This is a genomic window from Halolamina pelagica, from assembly GCF_001307315.1.
GTDB classification, from domain to species: Archaea; Halobacteriota; Halobacteria; order Halobacteriales; family Haloferacaceae; genus Halolamina; species Halolamina pelagica_B.
This window is the reverse complement of sequence record NZ_LGUC01000001.1, coordinates 1930405-1948180: the sequence shown is the minus strand read 5'-3', so window position 1 is coordinate 1948180 and position 17776 is coordinate 1930405. Positions and strand designations below refer to the sequence as shown.

At 67.0% G+C, this 17776-nt stretch carries 12 protein-coding genes and 3 pseudogenes; 5 read left to right on the top strand and 10 right to left on the bottom strand.

Going from position 1 to position 17776, the window contains the following annotated elements; translation table 11 throughout:
- Window positions 1-48: 48 nt before the first annotated feature.
- Window positions 49-741, top strand: coding sequence for a DUF1028 domain-containing protein (locus tag SY89_RS10105; protein WP_054584122.1), 693 nt, complete (start codon window positions 49-51; stop codon window positions 739-741).
- Between the two features lie 21 nt (window positions 742-762).
- On the opposite strand, the gene SY89_RS10100 is transcribed toward SY89_RS10105, so the two are convergent.
- The 9 genes and pseudogenes from SY89_RS10100 to SY89_RS10065 all read right to left on the bottom strand — a co-directional run bounded on the left by SY89_RS10100 (window position 763) and on the right by SY89_RS10065 (window position 10473).
- On the bottom strand, window positions 763-1236 hold the full coding sequence (locus tag SY89_RS10100) for a GNAT family N-acetyltransferase (RefSeq protein WP_054584121.1): 474 nt from the start codon (window positions 1234-1236) through the stop codon (window positions 763-765).
- Between the two features lie 22 nt (window positions 1237-1258).
- The gene (locus tag SY89_RS10095; RefSeq protein WP_054584120.1) at window positions 1259-2470 is read right to left on the bottom strand and encodes a M24 family metallopeptidase; all 1212 of its coding nucleotides are present in this window, start codon (window positions 2468-2470) and stop codon (window positions 1259-1261) included.
- A 113-nt stretch (window positions 2471-2583) separates the two neighbouring features.
- The gene (locus SY89_RS10090) at window positions 2584-3597 is read right to left on the bottom strand and encodes an ABC transporter ATP-binding protein (protein WP_054584119.1); all 1014 of its coding nucleotides are present in this window, start codon (window positions 3595-3597) and stop codon (window positions 2584-2586) included.
- Entirely contained in the window at window positions 3594-4691 is a 1098-nt protein-coding gene (locus SY89_RS10085) for an ABC transporter ATP-binding protein (protein WP_054584118.1), read from the bottom strand. The genes SY89_RS10090 and SY89_RS10085 overlap by 4 nt, the downstream gene beginning before the upstream one ends.
- A 23-nt stretch (window positions 4692-4714) precedes the next feature.
- Window positions 4715-5107 carry an ABC transporter permease gene (locus SY89_RS18530; protein ID WP_239685595.1) on the bottom strand — a complete coding sequence of 131 codons (393 nt, stop codon included), beginning with the start codon at window positions 5105-5107 and terminating at the stop codon, window positions 4715-4717.
- Window positions 5065-5667, bottom strand: a complete 603-nt coding sequence (locus SY89_RS18525) for an ABC transporter permease (protein ID WP_239685594.1) — start codon at window positions 5665-5667, stop codon at window positions 5065-5067. The genes SY89_RS18530 and SY89_RS18525 overlap by 43 nt, the downstream gene beginning before the upstream one ends.
- Window positions 5668-5670: 3 nt before the next feature.
- Window positions 5671-6612: an ABC transporter permease gene (locus tag SY89_RS10075; protein WP_054584117.1), complete on the bottom strand. Its 942-nt coding sequence runs from the start codon at window positions 6610-6612 to the stop codon at window positions 5671-5673.
- Between the two features lie 19 nt (window positions 6613-6631).
- Entirely contained in the window at window positions 6632-8338 is a 1707-nt protein-coding gene (locus SY89_RS10070; RefSeq protein ID WP_239685592.1) for an ABC transporter substrate-binding protein, read from the bottom strand.
- A 181-nt stretch (window positions 8339-8519) separates the two neighbouring features.
- A pseudogene (locus SY89_RS10065) lies at window positions 8520-10473 on the bottom strand (ABC transporter ATP-binding protein).
- 121 nt (window positions 10474-10594) lie between these two features.
- Between SY89_RS10065 and SY89_RS10060 the strand changes: the two are divergent.
- From SY89_RS10060 to SY89_RS10050, 3 genes and pseudogenes are all read left to right on the top strand, one after another.
- Window positions 10595-11164: an SRPBCC family protein gene (locus SY89_RS10060; protein ID WP_054584116.1), complete on the top strand. Its 570-nt coding sequence runs from the start codon at window positions 10595-10597 to the stop codon at window positions 11162-11164.
- A gap of 33 nt (window positions 11165-11197) precedes the next feature.
- Window positions 11198-12531, top strand: a pseudogene (trkA, locus tag SY89_RS10055) (Trk system potassium transporter TrkA).
- Window positions 12532-12584: 53 nt separating this feature from the next.
- Window positions 12585-14188 (top strand): annotated as a pseudogene (locus SY89_RS10050) (TrkH family potassium uptake protein).
- Between the two features lie 21 nt (window positions 14189-14209).
- On the opposite strand, the gene SY89_RS10045 reads toward SY89_RS10050, so the two are convergent.
- Complete coding sequence (locus tag SY89_RS10045; RefSeq protein WP_054584115.1) at window positions 14210-15847, bottom strand: YegP family protein; 1638 nt, start codon at window positions 15845-15847, stop codon at window positions 14210-14212.
- Window positions 15848-16101: 254 nt separating this feature from the next.
- On the opposite strand from SY89_RS10045, the gene SY89_RS10040 reads away from it, so the two are divergent.
- Entirely contained in the window at window positions 16102-17766 is a 1665-nt protein-coding gene (locus SY89_RS10040; RefSeq protein ID WP_054584114.1) for an ABC transporter substrate-binding protein, read from the top strand.
- Window positions 17767-17776 lie beyond the last annotated feature (10 nt).

Here is a 17776-nt window from a genome sequence, read left to right as displayed (position 1 = left end):
CGAACCGCGTGGTATGGTACCACTCAATTATCGCGAAGGGGGAGCGTCGTGACGTTCTCGATCACCGCCGCCGACCCGTCGACGGGCGCCACCGGCGTCGCCATCGCGTCGGTGTTCCCGTCGGTCGGGGCCGTCTGCCCGTGGGCGAGTGAACACGTGGCGCTGTCGACCCAGGCGTGGGACTCCGGCGCCGACTACGGGGAGCCGCTGCTGGAGATGACGGCCCGCGACATCAGCCTCGAGAGCGCCGCGGCGGCCGTGTTGGACAACCGCCCCGGCAGCGCCGGCACGCAGCTTCACGGCACCGCGGCCGACGGCGAAACGTACGCCTACACCGGGGAGAAGGCGACCGATTGGGCCGGCCACGTCGTCGGCGACGACCACACCGCCGCGGGCAACACCCTGGCCGGCGAGGCGGTCGTCACCGGGATGCACGAGGCGTTCGTCGACGCCGACGGCCCGCTGGCCGAACGCCTCCTGACCGCGCTGACTGCCGGCGAGAACGCGGGCGGCGACAAGCGCGGCGACAACCTCAGCGCGGCGGTGCTGGTCCACGCCCCGGAGCCGAACCTCACGCACAACATGCGGGTCGACCAGCCGGGCGACCCCATCGACGGGCTCTGGGACGCCTACGAGGTCGCTCGCGAGCACACCGAGGCCGTCGACGACCCCGAGGAGATGGCCGCGGAGTGGGGCGAGGGGTTCGAGGAGTCGATCGTCGACTTCCAGATGAAGTACTGACTCCGAGCGTCGTCGGCCGAGTCAGTCCACGGCGAGCGGCTTGACGTAGATCGCACAGGGGTTGCCCGGCTCCCACTCGGGGTAGGGGTCGATCGTCTCGACGTGGCGGAACCCCGCCGCCTCGTAGAACGACCGCACGCGGGCGTAGTGCTCGCTGTCGGCCGTCGCCGCGAGCGTTTTGACGGTGAGCAGTTCGACGCCGTCTGCGGCGAGTCGGTCGGCGACGCCGTCGAGCAGTCGACTCCCGACGCCGGCGCCCTGCGCCGCCGGCCGGACTGCGAGCCACGCCAGCTCCGCGACCGTCGGCCCGTGCTCGTCGATCGACGCGAACCCGAGCAACTCGCCGCCGTCGAACGCGAGATACTGCGTCTGCTCGGGGAGCGTCTCGGCCATCGCGTCGAGCCCGGCCTCGTTGAACCCCCGATCGAGGCCGCGGGCGAGCGTGTGGCAGTCGTCGACGTGGGCGCCGGTGGTGTCGCGTTCGATCGTGACCATCGTTCTCGACGTTGGCCCGCAGTTACCAGCGAATGACGTTCGACTCCAGGTCCCGCGGGTAGTAGGTGATCTGTTCGACGCCGTCCTCGGTGATGAGGATGGTGTCGGAGTGGCGGTAGCCGGCATCGTCGGGGTAGTAGATGCCGGGCTCGATGGAGTAGGCGTGGCCGGGCTGCATCACCTCGTCGCTGCCGCGGTCGATGAACTCCCGCTCGTGGGCCTCCATCCCGAGGTTGTGGCCGGTGTGGTGCTGGGCGTACTCCAGCACGCCCTGCTCGCGCATGTAGTCGTGAACGGCCTGATCGACCGCCGAGCAGGGGACCCCCGGGCCGCTCTCCTCGATGCCGATGGTCTGGGCCTCCAGCATGATCTCGAAGCGGTTGCGCTGCTCGTCGGTCGGCTCGCCCATGAACATCGTCCGTTCGAGCTCGCTCTTGTAGCCGCCGACGTTGGCGCTGGCGCCAGTGACGAGCACGTCGCCCTCCGCCAGTCGGCGGTTCTCAGTCAGCCCGTGGGGGAGTGCCGTGTTCGGCCCGGAGAGGAACCCACAGCTGGCCGGGAACCCGCCACGGAGGTGGGAGTCGTACCGGTCGTCCAGCGCGTCGAGCATCGACATCGAGGCGTCGAGGCTCGCCCGTTTGGCCACCCAGAGCTCGTGTTTCCCGGGCTCGGCGTACTCCGCCAGCTTCCGGTGGGCGAGGTTCCCCCACTCCGCGGAGTGACGCATCAGGTCGAACTCGACAGAGGATTTCTCCTTGCGCATCTCCGTGATCCACTCGACGGTCTCGACGTCCACGTCGGCGAGTTCGTCGAGGTTCGGCCCCGAGTAGCCCCAAAAGCCCGGCGCGCCGTTCGAGTCGGCGGCGACCGTGTCGACCTCCAGCCCGTCGAGCATCAGCGCGATGGTGTCCTCGGGGGTCCGACCCGGGTTGACGTAGTACTCGCCGCCGTTGTCGCCCGGATAGTCGAAGTAGGTGTACACCTCATCGATCAGCGGGAACTCGTCGCTCTCGGCCCGGTCGGCTTCGAGCCGGGGCACCGTCACTTCGACGGCGTCGGCGGTCACGGCCAGACAGACCGGCCGCTCGGTCTGGAGATGGTGGAACCCGGAGAGCCACTCGATGCTCGTCCCCGAGAACAGACAGAGCGCGTCGTAGTTCTCGGCGGCCAGTTCGTCGCGGACGGTCTCGATGCGGGCCTCGAACTCCTCGGCTGGCACGCTAGTGAGTACCATGAGGGTGCGTAACGAACTTCGCCACATAACGTTACGGTAACGGGCAAATCGGACGCGTTACCGGTTCGGAACGGACGAAGGGCCGACGCCGTGGGCGTCGTCCGCCTGGCCGCTCAGTCGGTGTAGTGGTGACAGGCGCAGACGTGGTTGTCGGCCAGTTCGCGAAGCTCCGGGTCGTCGGTCTCGCAGACCTCGCCGATGTACTCCTGACACCGCGTGTGGAACCGGCAGCCGGAGGGTGGGTCCTCCGGGCTCGGCACGTCGCCCTCGAGGATGATCCGGTCGGTCATCGGCTCCGGCGACGCCCGTGGCAGTCCCGACAGCAGCGCGCGGGTGTAGGGGTGTTTCGGGTTGTCGAACAGTTCGTCGGCCGGCGCCACCTCGGCCAGTTCGCCGAGGTACATCACCGCCACCCGGTCGCAGATGTGCCGGATGACGCTCAGGTCGTGGCTGATGAACAGGTACGTGAGGTCGTAGGTGTCCTGCAGATCGTCCATCAGGTTCAGGATCTTCGCCTGCACGGACACGTCGAGCGCGCTCGTGGGCTCGTCGGCGACGATCAGCGACGGGTTCACCGACAGCGCCCGCGCGATGGCGATGCGCTGCTGCTGGCCGCCGGAGAACTCGTGGGGGGCGCGCTTGAGGTGGTTCTCCTGTAAGTCGACCTCCTCGATGAGCTCCTGGAGCCGAGCCTGGCGCTTCTCGCGGTCCCAGTCGGTCAGGGCCCGCATCGGCTCGGTGATGAGGTCGGCGACCGTCATCCGCGGGTTCAGCGACGACCCCGGATCCTGGAAGATGATCTGCACGTCGCGGCGGAGCTCGCGCAGCCGGTCTTTCGACGCGTCGGTGATCTCCTCGCCGTCGAAGTAGATCTCGCCGTCGGTCGCGTCGTGGAGTTGGACCAGCGTCTTGCCGAGCGTCGACTTCCCGCAGCCGGACTCGCCGACGAGCCCCAGCGTCTCGCCGCGCTCCATGCTGAAGCTCACGCCGTCGACGGCTTTCACGTCACCGACCCGGCGCCGCAGGATGCCGCCGGTGACGGGGAAGTACTTCCGGACCTCGTCGGCGACCAGCAGCCCGTCGTCGGGATCGACGTCGTCGACGACGCCCGGGAGCTGGGTGCTCACGAGCCGTCCACCCCCGTTCGGGCACCGCCGTCCGTGTCGCTCGGCGCCTCGTCACCGACCGGCCACGGCGGCCCCGCCTCGCGCTGGTCGTCGTAGAGGTGACAGGCGACCTTCTGGTCGCCGTCGTCGATCGCCGACGGCGTCTCGAGCGGCGGTTCGACCGTGTCACACACCTCGCCGATGTACTGCGGGCACCGGCCCGCGAACCGACAGCCGGAGGGCGGATCGATCAGCTCCGGAACCGTCCCCTCGATCGTGGGGAGCCGGTCGTCCTCGTCCTCGATGGAGGGGATGCTCTCGGCGAGCTTCCGGGTGTAGGGATGCAGCGGCGACTCGAACAGCGTCCGCATCTCGCACTGCTCGACGACGTTGCCCGCGTACATCACGCCGATGCGGTCGGCGATCTCCGAGATGACGGCGAGGTCGTGACTGATGAACAGCACGCTCATCTCGAACTCCTCGCGGAGGTCGGTCAGCAGGTCCATGATCTGGGCCTGGATCGTCACGTCAAGCGCCGTCGTCGGCTCGTCGGCGATCAGCAGTTTCGGCTCGGTGATGAGCGCCATCGCGATCACGACGCGCTGGCGCATCCCGCCGGAGAGCGCGTCCGGATACTCGGTCATCAGCCGCTCGGCGTCGGCGAGCCCCACCGACTCCAGCATCTCGACGGCCCGCTCGTGGGCCGCCTCGTCGGTCACGTCGCGGTGGGCGAGCAGCGGCTCCTTCACCTGCTGGCCGATGGTCAACACCGGGTTCAGCGACGACATCGGGTCCTGGTAGATCATCGTGATCTCGTCGCCCCGGATCTCGTTGAGCTCCTCGTCGGTCAGGTCGAGCAGTTCGGTGCCGTCGTAGGTAATGGAGCCGCCGACGATCTCCGCCGGCGGCGACTGCAACAGCCCCATCGTCGAGAGCGCGGTGACTGACTTGCCACAGCCGCTCTCGCCGATGACGCCGAGCACTTCGTCGCGACCGATCGACAGCGAGACGCCGTCGAGCGCCTCGACGGTCCCCTCCTCGGTGTGGAAGTGGACCTGGAGGTCGTCGATCGACAGCAGCGGCTCGTCGGCGGTTCGGGGTCGCGTCGATTCCATCGGAGTTCGTTGTTCGGACATTGTTAGCGGACCTGTCGTGGGTCGAGCGCGTCTCTGAGGCCGTCGCCGAGCCCGTTGAAGCCGATCACGGTCACCATGATGGCGAGCCCGGGGAAGGTGGCGATCCACCACGCGGAGTCGATCTCGCCGCGACCGGCGGCGAGGATAGCGCCCCACTCCGGCTTCGGTGGCTGGACGCCCATCCCGAGGAAGGAGAGGCCGGCGCTCCAGAGGATGACCGTCGGGATCGTCAGCGTGGCGTAGACGATGATGCTCGAGGCGGCGTTGGGGAGGACGTACCGGGTGATGGTCCGGAAGTCGCTGAGCCCGGCGGCCTCCGCGGAGTCGATGTACTCCTCCTCCATGACGCTCTTTACGTCGCCGCGAACCAGGCGGGCGAACCCGCGCCAGCCCACGAGGCTGACCGCGACGATGAGCGGGAACAGCCCACCCCCAGCATGCCGGCGATGGCCAGCGCGAGCACGAGCGCGGGCATCGACAGCGCGATGTCGACGACCCGCATGATCGTCGACTCGATCAGGCCGCCGTAGTAGCCGGCGATCAGCCCCAGCGTCACGCCGAGGGCCATCTCGATGCCGACGATGACGACGCCGAGGAACACGGCGTACCGCGAGCCGTACACGACCCGGGAGAACACGTCACGGCCGTACTGGTCGGTGCCGAACGGGTGGTCGAGGCTCGGCGGCTCCTTGAGCGCCTCGTAGTTCTGTGCGGCGGGCTCGTACGGCGCGATGAAGTCCGCGAAGATCGCGGTGAAAAGCAGCAGGACGACGACCCCGAGGCCGAACACCGCAAACCGGTTCTGCATGACCCGCATGAAGACGATCTTCGATCGGGCGATGCGCCCCGTCGCCGGGCCGGCGTCAGTTGTCTGGCCGGCGTCGTCGGTCACTGTCGCCGTGCCGCCGTCGGTTCTCGCGTCGTCGGTCGTGTCGTTGAGTGTGTCAGTAGTCATTTGTTACTCGTACTCGATGCGCGGATCGAAGTAGCCGTACATGATGTCCACGAACAGGTTCGAGAGGATCACGATCACGGCGTACACTAACACGAGTCCCTGGACGATCGGGTAGTCGCGCTGCAACACCGAGTTGACCAGCAGCCGCCCCATCCCGGGCCAGGAGAACACGGTCTCGATGATGACTGAGCCCGAGAAGATGAACGGGATCTGGAGGCCGATCAGCGTGATGATCGGGATCATCGCGTTCTTCATCGCGTGCGTGTAGATCACCGCGCGCTCACCGATCCCCTTCCCGCGGGCGGTGCGGATGTAGTCCTCGTTGAGGATCTCGAGCATCGACGAGCGGGTCATCCGCGTGAGTAACCCGGCCCGTCTGGTCCCGGTCGCCACCGCCGGCAGGATCAGCGAGGTGAGCCACGTCATCGTCAACACCGGCGTCCCCCTGCCCGATATCGGGAACATGTTCCACTGCACCGAGAACAGGAGCAGGAGGATCAGCGCGAGCCAAAACGAGGGCATCGACAGCCAGAAGATGGCGAACAGCATCGACGTGGTGTCGACCCACGAGTACTGCCTGACGGCGCTGATGACGCCCAGCGGGAGCGCGATGATCAGCGTCAGGAACATCGAGCCGACCGCGAGCTCGAGCGTCGGCGGGAGTCGACGGGCGATCATCGCCGTCACCGGCCGACCGGTGCGGACTGACTCCCCCAGTTCGAGGTTGACGACGCCCCAGAGCCACTCGAGGTAGCGGATCCACGGCGGTTGGTTCAGCCCCATCTGTCGTTCGAGCTCCCGGACCGCCTCGGGCTGGGCGTTCATCCCTAGCGCGATGCGTGCGGGGTTGCCGGGGGCGAGATAGATGATCAGGGAGATCGCGATCGTCACCCCGATCAGGACAGGTATCGTTACGAGTAGCCGTCTAGCGACGTACTTGAGCATGGATGTGGAGGGAGGCCGGTTACAGGCCCAGTTCGAGGCGGTTCATCCACTCCTGGTCCGGCCACCAGTCGTGTTCGGTCCAGTTGTCCATCCCGGCCACCTCGTTCTTGTAGCCGTAGATCTTGTTGAACGCACAGATCGGCGTCACGGGCGCCTCCTCGAGGATCAGCTCCTGGGCCTCCGTGATCGCCTCCTCGCGGGTCGCCTCGTCGGGGCTGGTCTTCGCCCGGTTCAGTAGCTCGTCGAACTCGTCGTTCTGCCACAGCGAGTAGTTGGTGCCGCCCTCGGTCGCGGTGTTCTCGCCGAGCAGGATCGGCTCGGTCGCGTTGACGGCCCAGTTGCCGCCGTAGGCCATCGTCGTGATGTGGTGGTTGCCGGACTCGAGGTTGTTGTACAGCGTCCCCGCCTCCAGCACCTCGAGTTCGGCGTTGATGCCGACCTCGCCGAGCATCGGCGCGATCACCTCGCCCATCTGAGCGTACCGCGGGATGGTGAACGCGTAGAACGTCAGGGTCAGCTCCTCGCCGTTTTTCGTCCGGGTCTCGCCCTCCGAGGAGTTGGTCCAGCCCTCCTGTTCGAGCAGTTCGCGGGCCTTGCTCTGGCTGTACTGTTCGCCCAGCTCCTTGGCCCGGTCCTCGGAGAGCCCGTTGACCGCGATCTCCGGCACGATGCTCCAGATCGGGTACCCCTCGCCGCCGAGTGCGGCCTCGATCACCGGCTGCTTGTTGACCGCGTGGTTGATCGCCCGGCGGACGTTCACGTTGTCTGTCGGTTCCTTCTGGGTGTTGATCGCGAGGAACCCGGGCCGGGTGTACTCCTTCCGGACCAGGCTCGCGTCGCTCGAACTCTCGACCTCGCCCGTGTCGGTGAGCGTGATGTACGACGAGCCGTGGACGCCGCCGTCGGTGAGCTCGTTCAGCAGCGTCGTCGCCTCGGGGTGGTGCTCGAACCGGAACTCCTCGGGGTAGCCGGGACCCTGGTTCGACACGAAGTCGGGCGCCCAGTCGTACTCCTCGTACCGGGAGACGGTGATCGCGGTGCCACGCTCCCAGCTCTCCCACGTGTAGGGGCCGGTGCCGACCGCGATGTCCTGCCCGTAGTTCTCGGCGTCCTCCACCGCGGACCGCGAGACGAAGCCCGTCAGGGGGTTCGTGAGATAGCGCGGCAGCAGGGGGTAGGGGTCATTGAAGCTGACAGTCACCTCGTAGTCGCCGGTCGCCTCGAAGGAGTCCGCCGGCGAGAGGAGGTACGACTGCGGGGAGTTCTCGACGAACCGCTCCCAGCTCCAGACGACCTCCTCGGCGTCGAGCTCGTCGCCGTTGTGGAAGGTGATCCCCTCCTCGAGGGTGAACACGTACTCGGTGGCGTCGTCGTTCATCGACCAGTCCGACGCGAGGTGGGCCTCCGGCTCCAGCTCCGGGTTGATCCGGAACATCGGCTCGTGGATCGCCGAGAGGATCGTCTGCTCCGGCCGCCGCGTCGCCTTGTGGAGGTCGAGCGTCGACGCCTTGCTCGAACTCCCGATCACGAACGTGCCGCCGGCGGAGGGAGTGGAGCCGCCGCCCGACTCGCTGTCGGTGTCGCTCCCCTCGGTCGTCGGCGTGCCCGACCCGGAGGTACAGCCAGCGAGGGCGACCCCCGTTCCGGTGACGCCGATCGTCTCGAGGTATCGGCGGCGGCTGATTCGGTCGCGTGAGTCGTTATCTGTCATGGTGTTCGTTCTCATCCCTCGACTGTCTGCTAATAGTTCTTTGGTTGGCGGCGATGTCCAATATCGCCGGCTTCGTGGTAGTTAGCGTTCAGAAACGTCTCTCAACTAACACTCTGTTTGGGTTAATACGGCCCACGATACCGAGAACGGTGGGGCAGTGGGATGGCGTCAGTAGCGGCCCCAGCCTGTGAGCCCGTCAGTCGTCGGCCGCGTCGACGTCTTCGAGCATGTCCGTTCGCTCGGCGGCGCGCTCGCGAGCGCGCTGGACGAACTCCTCGGGGAGGTCGTCGATCTCGCCGGCCTGAACGCCCCAGAGCTTGGCGTAGAGGCCGTCGGCGTCGATGAGTTCGTCGTGATCGCCACGTTCGACGATCTCGCCGTTTTCGAGCACGAGGATTCGGTCGGCGTCCCGAACCGTCGAGAGGCGGTGGGCGATCACGAACGTCGTGCGGTCCGCGCTCAGTCGGTCGAGGCTGCGCTGGATCAGCATCTCGGTTTCGGTGTCGACCGCGCTAGTGGCCTCGTCGAGCACGAGGATCTCGGGGTCCTGGAGGATCGTCCGCGCGATCGAGAGCCGCTGCTGCTGGCCGCCCGAGAGCTTCACGCCGCGCTCGCCGATCCGGGTGTCGTACCCTTGGGGCAGCGACTCGATGAACTCGTGCGCCTCGGCGGCTTTCGCGGCGTCGACGACCGCCTCGCGTTCGGCGTCGAAGCGGCCGTAGCGGATGTTCTCGGCGACGGTGCCGTCGAACAGGAACGTCGACTGCGAGACGTAGCCGATCGTCGACCGCAGGCTCTCGAGCGACAGCTCACGAACGTCGTGGCCGTCGATGCGGACCGCGCCGTCGACGGGATCGTACAGCCGCATCAGGAGCTTGAGCAGCGTCGACTTCCCCGCCCCCGTGGGGCCGACGAAGGCGACGGTCTCCCCGGGTTCGGCCCCGAAGCTCACGTCGTTCAGCACCATCTCCTCGGGTTCGTCGTCATCGACCCCCATGTAGCCGAAGTCGACGTGGTCGTACTCGACGCGGCCCTCGGGATCGTCGAGGGCCACGGGGTCCTCGGCCTCGGTGATCATCGAGGGGATGTCCATCAGCCCGAAGATGCGCTCGCTCGAGGCCTTGGCGTTCTCGTACTGGTCGACGATGTTCGACACCTGCGACAGCGGCGTGACGAACCGCTGGGTCATGAAGAGGAACGTGACGAACTCCCCCGTCCGGAGGTCGCCGGTGAGGATCCACGGCGCCTCACCCTGGAAGATCCACAGGCCGCCGACGATGAACGTCACGGCGAACGAGAGCCCGGCCAGCATCTCCATCCCCGGGCGGTAGACGTAGTTGAGCCGCAGCACGGCCATCGTGTCCCGGAAGTAGCGCCAGGAGGCGCCCTCGACGCGCTCGGTCTCGTAGGACTCGGTGCCGCTGGTTTTGACCAGTTCGACGCCGGAGAGCGCGTTCTCCAGGCGCGTGTTGAGGTTGCCGACGCTCGCCCGCCGGTCGACGTACCGCGGCTCGACCGCCTTCATGAACCAGACCGTCAGCCCGAACAGCGCGGGCACCGCGACGAGCGTCACGAGCGCGAGCTGCCAGTTGAGCGAGAACAGGATGAACGCGATCCCGAGGATCATCACCGAGAGCCGCACCGAGTTCTGGAGGCCGTTGTCGAGGAAGTTCTCCAGGTTGTTGGCGTCGTTGTTCAGCACGGACATGACCTCGCCGGTCTGCTTGTCGTCGAAGAAGGTCATGTCCAGGCGCTGCATCGTCGAGAAGCTGTCCGTCCGGACGGCGTGCATCACGCGATGAGCGAAGTTGTTGGCGGCGACGCCGTAGATCCACGTGAACACGCCGGTCACGACGAACGCGGCGACGATCACCTGCACCGAGAACCAGAACTGGGCGCCGTCGGCGGTCGGGAGCCACGCGTTCGGCACCAGCGGGAGCGTGTACGGCGAGTCGCCGTCGATCACGCTGTCGATGGCGACCCCGAGCACCAGCGGCGGGAGCAGGCTCGCCCCCCCCGACGATGTTGGCGATCATCCCGACGACCATCCACTTCAGTCGCCCGGGGCCGTACTCCATAAACAGCCGATAGAGCGGTCGCTCGACGCGTTCGCGATACACGTCGAAGACGCTCCCCTCTTCCGCACTCATTACGAAGCGAAACACTGGGTGTCCGGAAGAACCCACCGAAGCCGGGTGACACCTCCCGCACGGGAGCGCCGTCAGTGCCCGAACCCACGACGCTAAGAGCCTCCGGCCGCGTGGCTGTGGCATGGAGCGCCTCGTCGTGGACACGGTCGTCTATCGCCCTGCCGATGAGGTGTACGAGTTTCTCCGGGAGTTTCCGGGGTACGCGAACTACTCCGAGTACCTGGCGCGCGTGGACGAACTCGACGCTGCCCCGGACGAGCACGCGCGGTACGCGCTGCGGTTCGCGTGGTGGAAACTCGAGTACACCGCGCGGTCGGCGGTGACCGAACTGATCGAGAACGAGCGCATCGAGTGGGAGGTACTGGGTGAGTTCGATGCGGGCGGTCGCTGGCTGGTCGCCGACTGCGACCTCCCCGACAACGCGCCCGACTGGGCGGAGACGGCGACCGCAGTCCGGTTCGAGGTGGAGTACGCCCCCGAAACGGCTCACTCGGGGCTCGTCGATCTGCCGCGGCTGGTGTCGCTCGACTGGGTGATCGAGAAGGTGAAGCCGCTGATCGAACGGGAGGCCGAAACCGTCGTCGAGCGGGCGGCCGCCGACCTCGAAGGGAAGCACCGATCGGTCGAGTTGACCGTCGGGACGGGCGATAACGCGGAACGAGCCCCGTTCCCGCCCGAAGAGAAAGGGTGATACGGTGTCGGTTAGTCGTTCCCGGTGATACCCGTGCGCGTGATCATCGTCGGTGCCGGCCAGGTCGGAGAGAGTATCGCTGCCGACCTGAGCGGCGCCCACGACGTGGTGATCGTCGAGCAGGACCCTGACCGCGTCGAGGAGCTCAACTACAGCCTCGACGTGCTCGCGGTGGAAGGTGACGGGACGAACGTCTCCGTACTCGACGATATCGACGTAGCTGACGCGGACATGGTGATCGCCTCGACCGACGACGACGAGACGAACATCGTCATCTGTTCGACGGTGAAAGCCGTCTCGGACGCGTTCACCATCGCCCGCGTCAAGAACACCGAGTACCTCCAGACCTGGCGCCGGTCGACGACCGCCTTCGGCATCGACTTCATGGTCTGTACGTACCTGGAGGCCGCGGAGTCGATCGTGCGCGTCGTCGGCCTGCCGGCGGCACGGGACGCGGACCTGTTCGCCGACGGGCGCGTCGAGATGGCGGAGTTCGACGTCGACCCAGGATCGCCGATCGCGGGCCAGACGGTCGCGGCGGCCGACACGTACGACTCACTCACGTTCGCGGCGCTGGTGCGGGACGAGGAGATGCTGATCCCACCGGCGGCACCGAGATCCAGGCCGGCGACCGGCTGGTCGTCATCGGCACCCCGCGGAGCGTTCGCTCGTTTGCCGGCGACGTGGCGCCCGAGGACGGCGCCCTTTCCGGCGACGTGGTGATCATCGGCGGCAGCGAGATCGGCTACCACGTCGCGCGGATGCTCTCCGAGCGGGGTATCTCCGCACGCCTGATCGAGCAGGACCCAGACCGGGCGCACTGGTTGGCCGAGAAGCTCCCGGACACGATGGTGATGGAGACCGACGCCACCGACATCGAGTTCCTCGAGCGCGAACGCGTCGGCGACGCCGAGGTCGTCGTCGCGGCGCTCGACTCCGACGAGAAGAACCTGCTCGCGTCGCTACTGGCCAAGCGCGTCGGCGCCGAGCGCAGCGTCGCGGTGATCGATCAGGCCGACTACGTGGACCTGTTCGAGGCGGTCGGAATCGACGTTGGGGTCAACCCCCGCGAGGTCGTCGCCGAGGAGATCACCCGGTTCACCCGCGACGGCGGCGCCGAGAACGTCGCGCTGATTGAGAACGGCCGGGCGGAGGTGCTGGAGATCGAGATCACCGCCGACAGCCCGCTCGTGGGCGACCCGATCCGGGAGTCGATCCAGTCGCTCCCGACGGACGTGGTGATCGGCGCGATCACGCGGGGCGGGGAGTACGTCGTCCCGCGCGGGGAGACCGTGATCGAGTCCGGCGATCACGTCGTGCTGTTCGTCGAGGCCAAGCACGCGGACGAGGTGTCGTCACGACTGTAGCTACACGAAAAACAGTAGGTTGAAGCGTCGAACGAGATACCTTCCGCCCAACTGTGTCGATACGCGTCGACTATCGTGCAAGCCTGAGCCTCGTCGGGACGGTGCTGAAGTACCTCTCGGTACCGATGCTCGTCCCGGTCGTGGTCGCGCTGGCGTACGGCGAGACGCTCGCACCGTTCCTCCCGGCGATCGCGGTCACGTTCCTCCTCGGGGCCGGCCTCGAACGGCTCACCGACGATCCGGATATCCGGGCCCGCGAGGGGTTCCTGATGGTCGCGACGACGTGGCTTGCGGTCGCGCTGGTCGGGACGATCCCGTACCTGATCGAGGCCCACGGGATCCCGCTGCTGGTAGAGCCGATCCACCCCGGATCGACGCTGGGCAACCCCGCCAACGCCCTGTTCGAGGCGATGTCCGGGTTCACGACGACCGGTGCGACCGTGCTCGGAAGCATCAACGTCACCGACCACACCCGGGGCGTGATGATCTGGCGCCAGCTCACCCAGTGGTTGGGCGGGATGGGGATCGTCGTGCTGGCAGTCGCGATCCTCCCCGAACTCTCCGTCGGCGGGGCGCAGCTGATGGACGCTGAAGCGCCCGGCCCCGGTATCGAGAAGCTGACGCCCAAGATCGCCGAGACCGCCCGCGTGCTTTGGGGCGCGTACTTCGTGATCACCGTCGTCGAGATCCTGCTGCTGTACGGGCTCGACCTGGCGGGGATGGCGGGGCCGAACATGGACGCGTACAACGCCGTCGCCCACGGGCTGACGACGATGCCGACCGGCGGGTTCTCGCCGCAGGCCCGCTCGATCGAGGCGTTCTCGGCCGCCGTCCAGTGGGTGATCATCCCCTTCATGGTGATCGCGGGCACCAACTTCGCGCTCGTCTGGCAGGCCGTCGCCGGCTCCCCACGCAACGTGTTCGAGGACACGGAGTTCCGCGGCTATCTCGGGGCGATGGCGGTGCTGACGGCCGTCATCACCGGCCTGCTGTTCACTGGCGGCTTCACCTCGGGCGTTCCGGCGGGGGCGACGTTCGACGCCGCCTACCTGCAGGAGTACGCGCGGGCACTCTCCGGGAGTCTGGAGCCGTCGCTGCGGCACGCGCTGTTCCAGGCAGTGTCCATCGTCACCACGACGGGGTACGCCAGCATGGACTTCGACGTGTGGGGCGCGCCGGCGCAGTACGCCCTGCTGTTCGCGATGTTCGTCGGCGGCTCCGCGGGGTCGACCGGCGGGAGCGTGAAAGTCATCAGGTGGATCGTCGTCGCCAAAGTGATCCGTCGGGAGCTGTTCACCAGCGCCCACCCCGAGGCAGTCCGCCCCGTTCGGCTGGGCGGGAGCAGCCTCGACGAACGGGCGATCCGCGGCATCCTCTCGTTCACGCTGTTTTACATCGCGATCTTCTTCCTCGCGTCGTTCGTCCTGTTCCTCGATACGACACGTGCTGGCGTCGACTTCACCGTGCTCGAAGTCATCTCCGGGGCGGCGTCGACGCTCGGCAACGTCGGGCCGGCGTTCTACCGGCTCGGGCCGATGGGGGCTATCTCCAGTTCCCGAACAGTTCGAAGCTGTTCATGGTGGGCCTGATGTGGGCCGGCCGACTCGAGATCCTCCCGCTGCTTGTCTGTTTCACCCCGGAGTACTGGCGGCAGTAGGGCCCGAATACCGAGCCCCGACTACGCCGTTTCGGACGCCTCGTCGAGGTCCTCGATCGCCGATCCCGGGGCGTTCAGCTTGAACCGGTCGACGGCGTTCTCGGCCTTGGAGCGCTCTGTATACCCCTCGCTGCCGGTGGCGACGATCTGCCCGTTGCGGTGGCGGAGCCGCCAGCGGAACTCGCCGGCGTTGTCTTCGTACACCTCGAACGCCGCGAACCCGACGTTCAGCACGTCGGCTTCGGGCGCGTACGCTCGCACCCGCTCGACGGCGTCGTCGACGCCCGACTTCCGACTGTAGCCTTCACCGCTGTCGGCGACCAGCTGACCGTTCGACGCTCTGAGCCGCCAGCGGTGCTCGTCAGCCGCGTCCTCGTAGGTCTCGAACGTCAGGTCGTCGATCCCCTCCCGGATCCGGTCGACGGCGCGGCGGGCGCCGCGGCGACTACTGTAGCCTTCGCCGCCGTCGGCGAGCACGTTCCCGTTCCGGTGGACGAGCCGCCAGCGCCACTCCTCGGCGGCGTCGCGGTAGATCTCGAAGCCGGTCGGGTCGATGCGGAGGTACTCCGCGGGGCCCGCGAGGGTCTGGACGCGCTCGAGCGCAGCGCGGGCGTCGCGACGGCGGCTGTAGCCTTCGCCGGCGTCGGCGACGACGTTCCCGTTGTCGTGGCGGAGCCGCCAGCGGAACTCGCCGCCCCGGTCCTCGTACAGCTCGAACGCCGTCTGGCTTTCGGTCTCCTCGACCGGTTCGAACCGCTCCCCCGCATCGGCGAGTTCGGCCTCGGACTCGATGCGGAGCACCATCGCCCCCAGGGCGTTGTCTCGGACGCTTTCGATCCCGTTCTGGGCGTTGTGGCGCTGAGTGTACCCCTCCCCGCTCGTCGCGACGATCTGGCCGTTCCTGTGGCGGAGCCGCCAGCGGAACTCGCCGCCCCGGTCCTCGTAGAGTTCGAACCGTGCCTGACTCGTTCGGTGCCCCCAGAGCTGTTCGGCGAGCTCGTCCCGGTCCGTCTCGGCATCGGCGAGATCCTGCGAGAGCGCCGTCACTGCGTGGCTCAGCGTGGCGACGGCATCGTCCGAGGCCCCCACTGCCCGCCTGAGGTCGGCGATTTCGGCGGCGAGGTCGGCCTCGTCGGCGGCCGTGTCCTCCAGCACGTCGTCCAGAGCCGCAAGCTCGCGCCGGAGCTCCCCGGGGTCGGTCGCCGACTCGGGGGTCGCCGACTCGGGTTCGGCCAGTAGCGGCACGAGCACCCCACCCGCACCGGCGACGAGCAGTCCGAGGCCGTAGATGCCGATCACTGCGGTGTTCCCGTTCCGGAGCGACCAGCCACCCGGGAACACCGCGACGAAGTAGACGATCCCTATCGTCGCGATCGTCGCGCCGACGTAGACGAGCGTCGTCGCCCGTGGTTTGAGTGGCAGCCGGAGGACCGGACCGACGAGCAGCAGGAGCATGCTGCCGCCGACCATGACGATCGACAGCTGTCTGACCCCACCCTGCGGTTCGCTCGCCAGGAACAACAGGACGCCGGCGACGGCCAGGACGACTCCGACCACGAACAGCCAGTACCCCCGGACCTCGTCGTCGGTTTCGGGGTCGCCCACGTGGGTTCGATACAGGGACTGAAACGTACTCTCGTCGGATTTGTGGCTTGCCATCGTGCCTCACAGATTTGTTGATTCCCCGAGGGCTTATAGCTCGCCCCGAATTTGGGCACGTTCGTTTAAAAGCGGACTATCACGATTGATCATAATGGTCTACACCGGGTTAGACCGCCGAATCTCGGAGCAATGTTCCGGTTCGAAACACGAAATCGCCAGCGAAACCTTCATACGGTGCGGACTCCGCCACTCTACCACACATGCGATCAGATGACACGGAACGACACTTTAGTCTAAACCGACGTAGTTTGGTGAAGTCCCTCGGGGTCGCAGGGGTCGCGGGGCTCGCCGGCTGCATGGGCGGTGACGGCACGGAGACGGAGGGGACGCCCGCCCGTCCCGGTGGGACGACGACGCCGGCCGACCCGAACAACGCGCAGGAGGGCGGCGAGCTGATCGCTTCCTTCGGCGCCGACGTGGCGCAGTTCGACCCGGCCAAGGCCGCCGACACCACCTCGGTGAAGGCGTTCGGTCTGACCTACGAGACGCTGCTCACCGTCGGCTTCGACGGCAGCATCAACAACGCGCTTGCCCACACCTTCGAGGAAGTGGGTGACGGCGTCTGGCGGGCGGAGCTGCGTGAGGGCGTCAAGTTCCACAACGGCAACGAACTCACCGCGGAGGACGTTCAGGTCACCTTCGAGCGCTACGAGGGGAAGGTCAACGCGACCGACGTGTTCTCGTGGTACGAGTCCTCGGAGATCATCGACGACTACACGATCGAGTTCACGCTCAAGAACGACTACGCGCCGCTGAAGTTCGACATTTCGGCCATTCCGATCATTCCGGCGGAAGTCGAAACCGGCGACCTCGACATCACCGAGAACCCGGTCGGGACCGGCCCCTACGAGTTCGTCGAGCACCAGCCCGACGAGCTGTTCCGCATCACGCGCAACGACGACTACTGGTTCGAGGGCGACGACAGCGTGCCGTCGACGCCGCCGATCAAGGACATCACCTACCGCGTGATTACCGAGCAGTCCGCACAGCAGGCCGCGCTCGAGAGCGGCGACATCCACCTCGCCAACACGCCGCCCGCCCCGAGCCTGAGCGACTTCGCGGAGAACGAGGACTACACGGTCAACCGCCGACTCGCCGGCGGCTACGACCTGATGTACTTCCCGACGGAAGTGGAGCCCTACGGGAACAAGAAAGTCCGACGCGGCATCTCCCGGCTCGTCCCGCGTGAGGAGATCGTCGACGCGGTGTACGAAGGGCTCGGTGTCCCGGCGTACATGGCCATCTCCCAGATCTCCGCAGTGTTCGATACCGAGGAGTGGCAGGACCTCAACGACCGACTGGGCGAGGAGTACATGGGCTACGACGAGGAGCAGGCCAGCACGCTCCTCGAGGAAGGGTTCGACGAGGCCGGTATCGAAGCCCCGTTCGAGACGACGATCATCACGAACCAGAACCCCCAGCGTGTCCAGTGGGTGCAGCTGATCGCCGAGAGCCTCAACAGCACGGACTACTTCGACGTGTCCGTCGAGCAGTACGAGTGGAACACGTACGTCGGCAAGATCGCCGGCGAGTCCTCGGCCAGCAACAACGAGGTCATCGCGGTCGGCTGGTCCGGCGGCTGGGACCCCGACGCGTACGTCGGCGACCTCGTCGACAGCGAGCAGTTCACGCCGAACGGCTTCAACATGGGCCACTACAAGAACGAGGAAGTGGACCAGCTGCTCGAGGACGGGACGAACACCTACGACCTGGAAGAGCGGAACCAGATCTACAAGGACCTCGTCGAGATTCTCGCCGAGGACGCGCCGATGACGTACATCCGGTTCGGTGAGGAGACCGACGTGTACGACAACACCGCCGTGAAAGGCTTCCGTACCTACCCGATCAACGGTGGCGAGTTCAAGGGGATCTTCTCGCCGGCCGACGGCGCGTTCACCTACCTCTCAGAAGAATAGCGACCTCCCC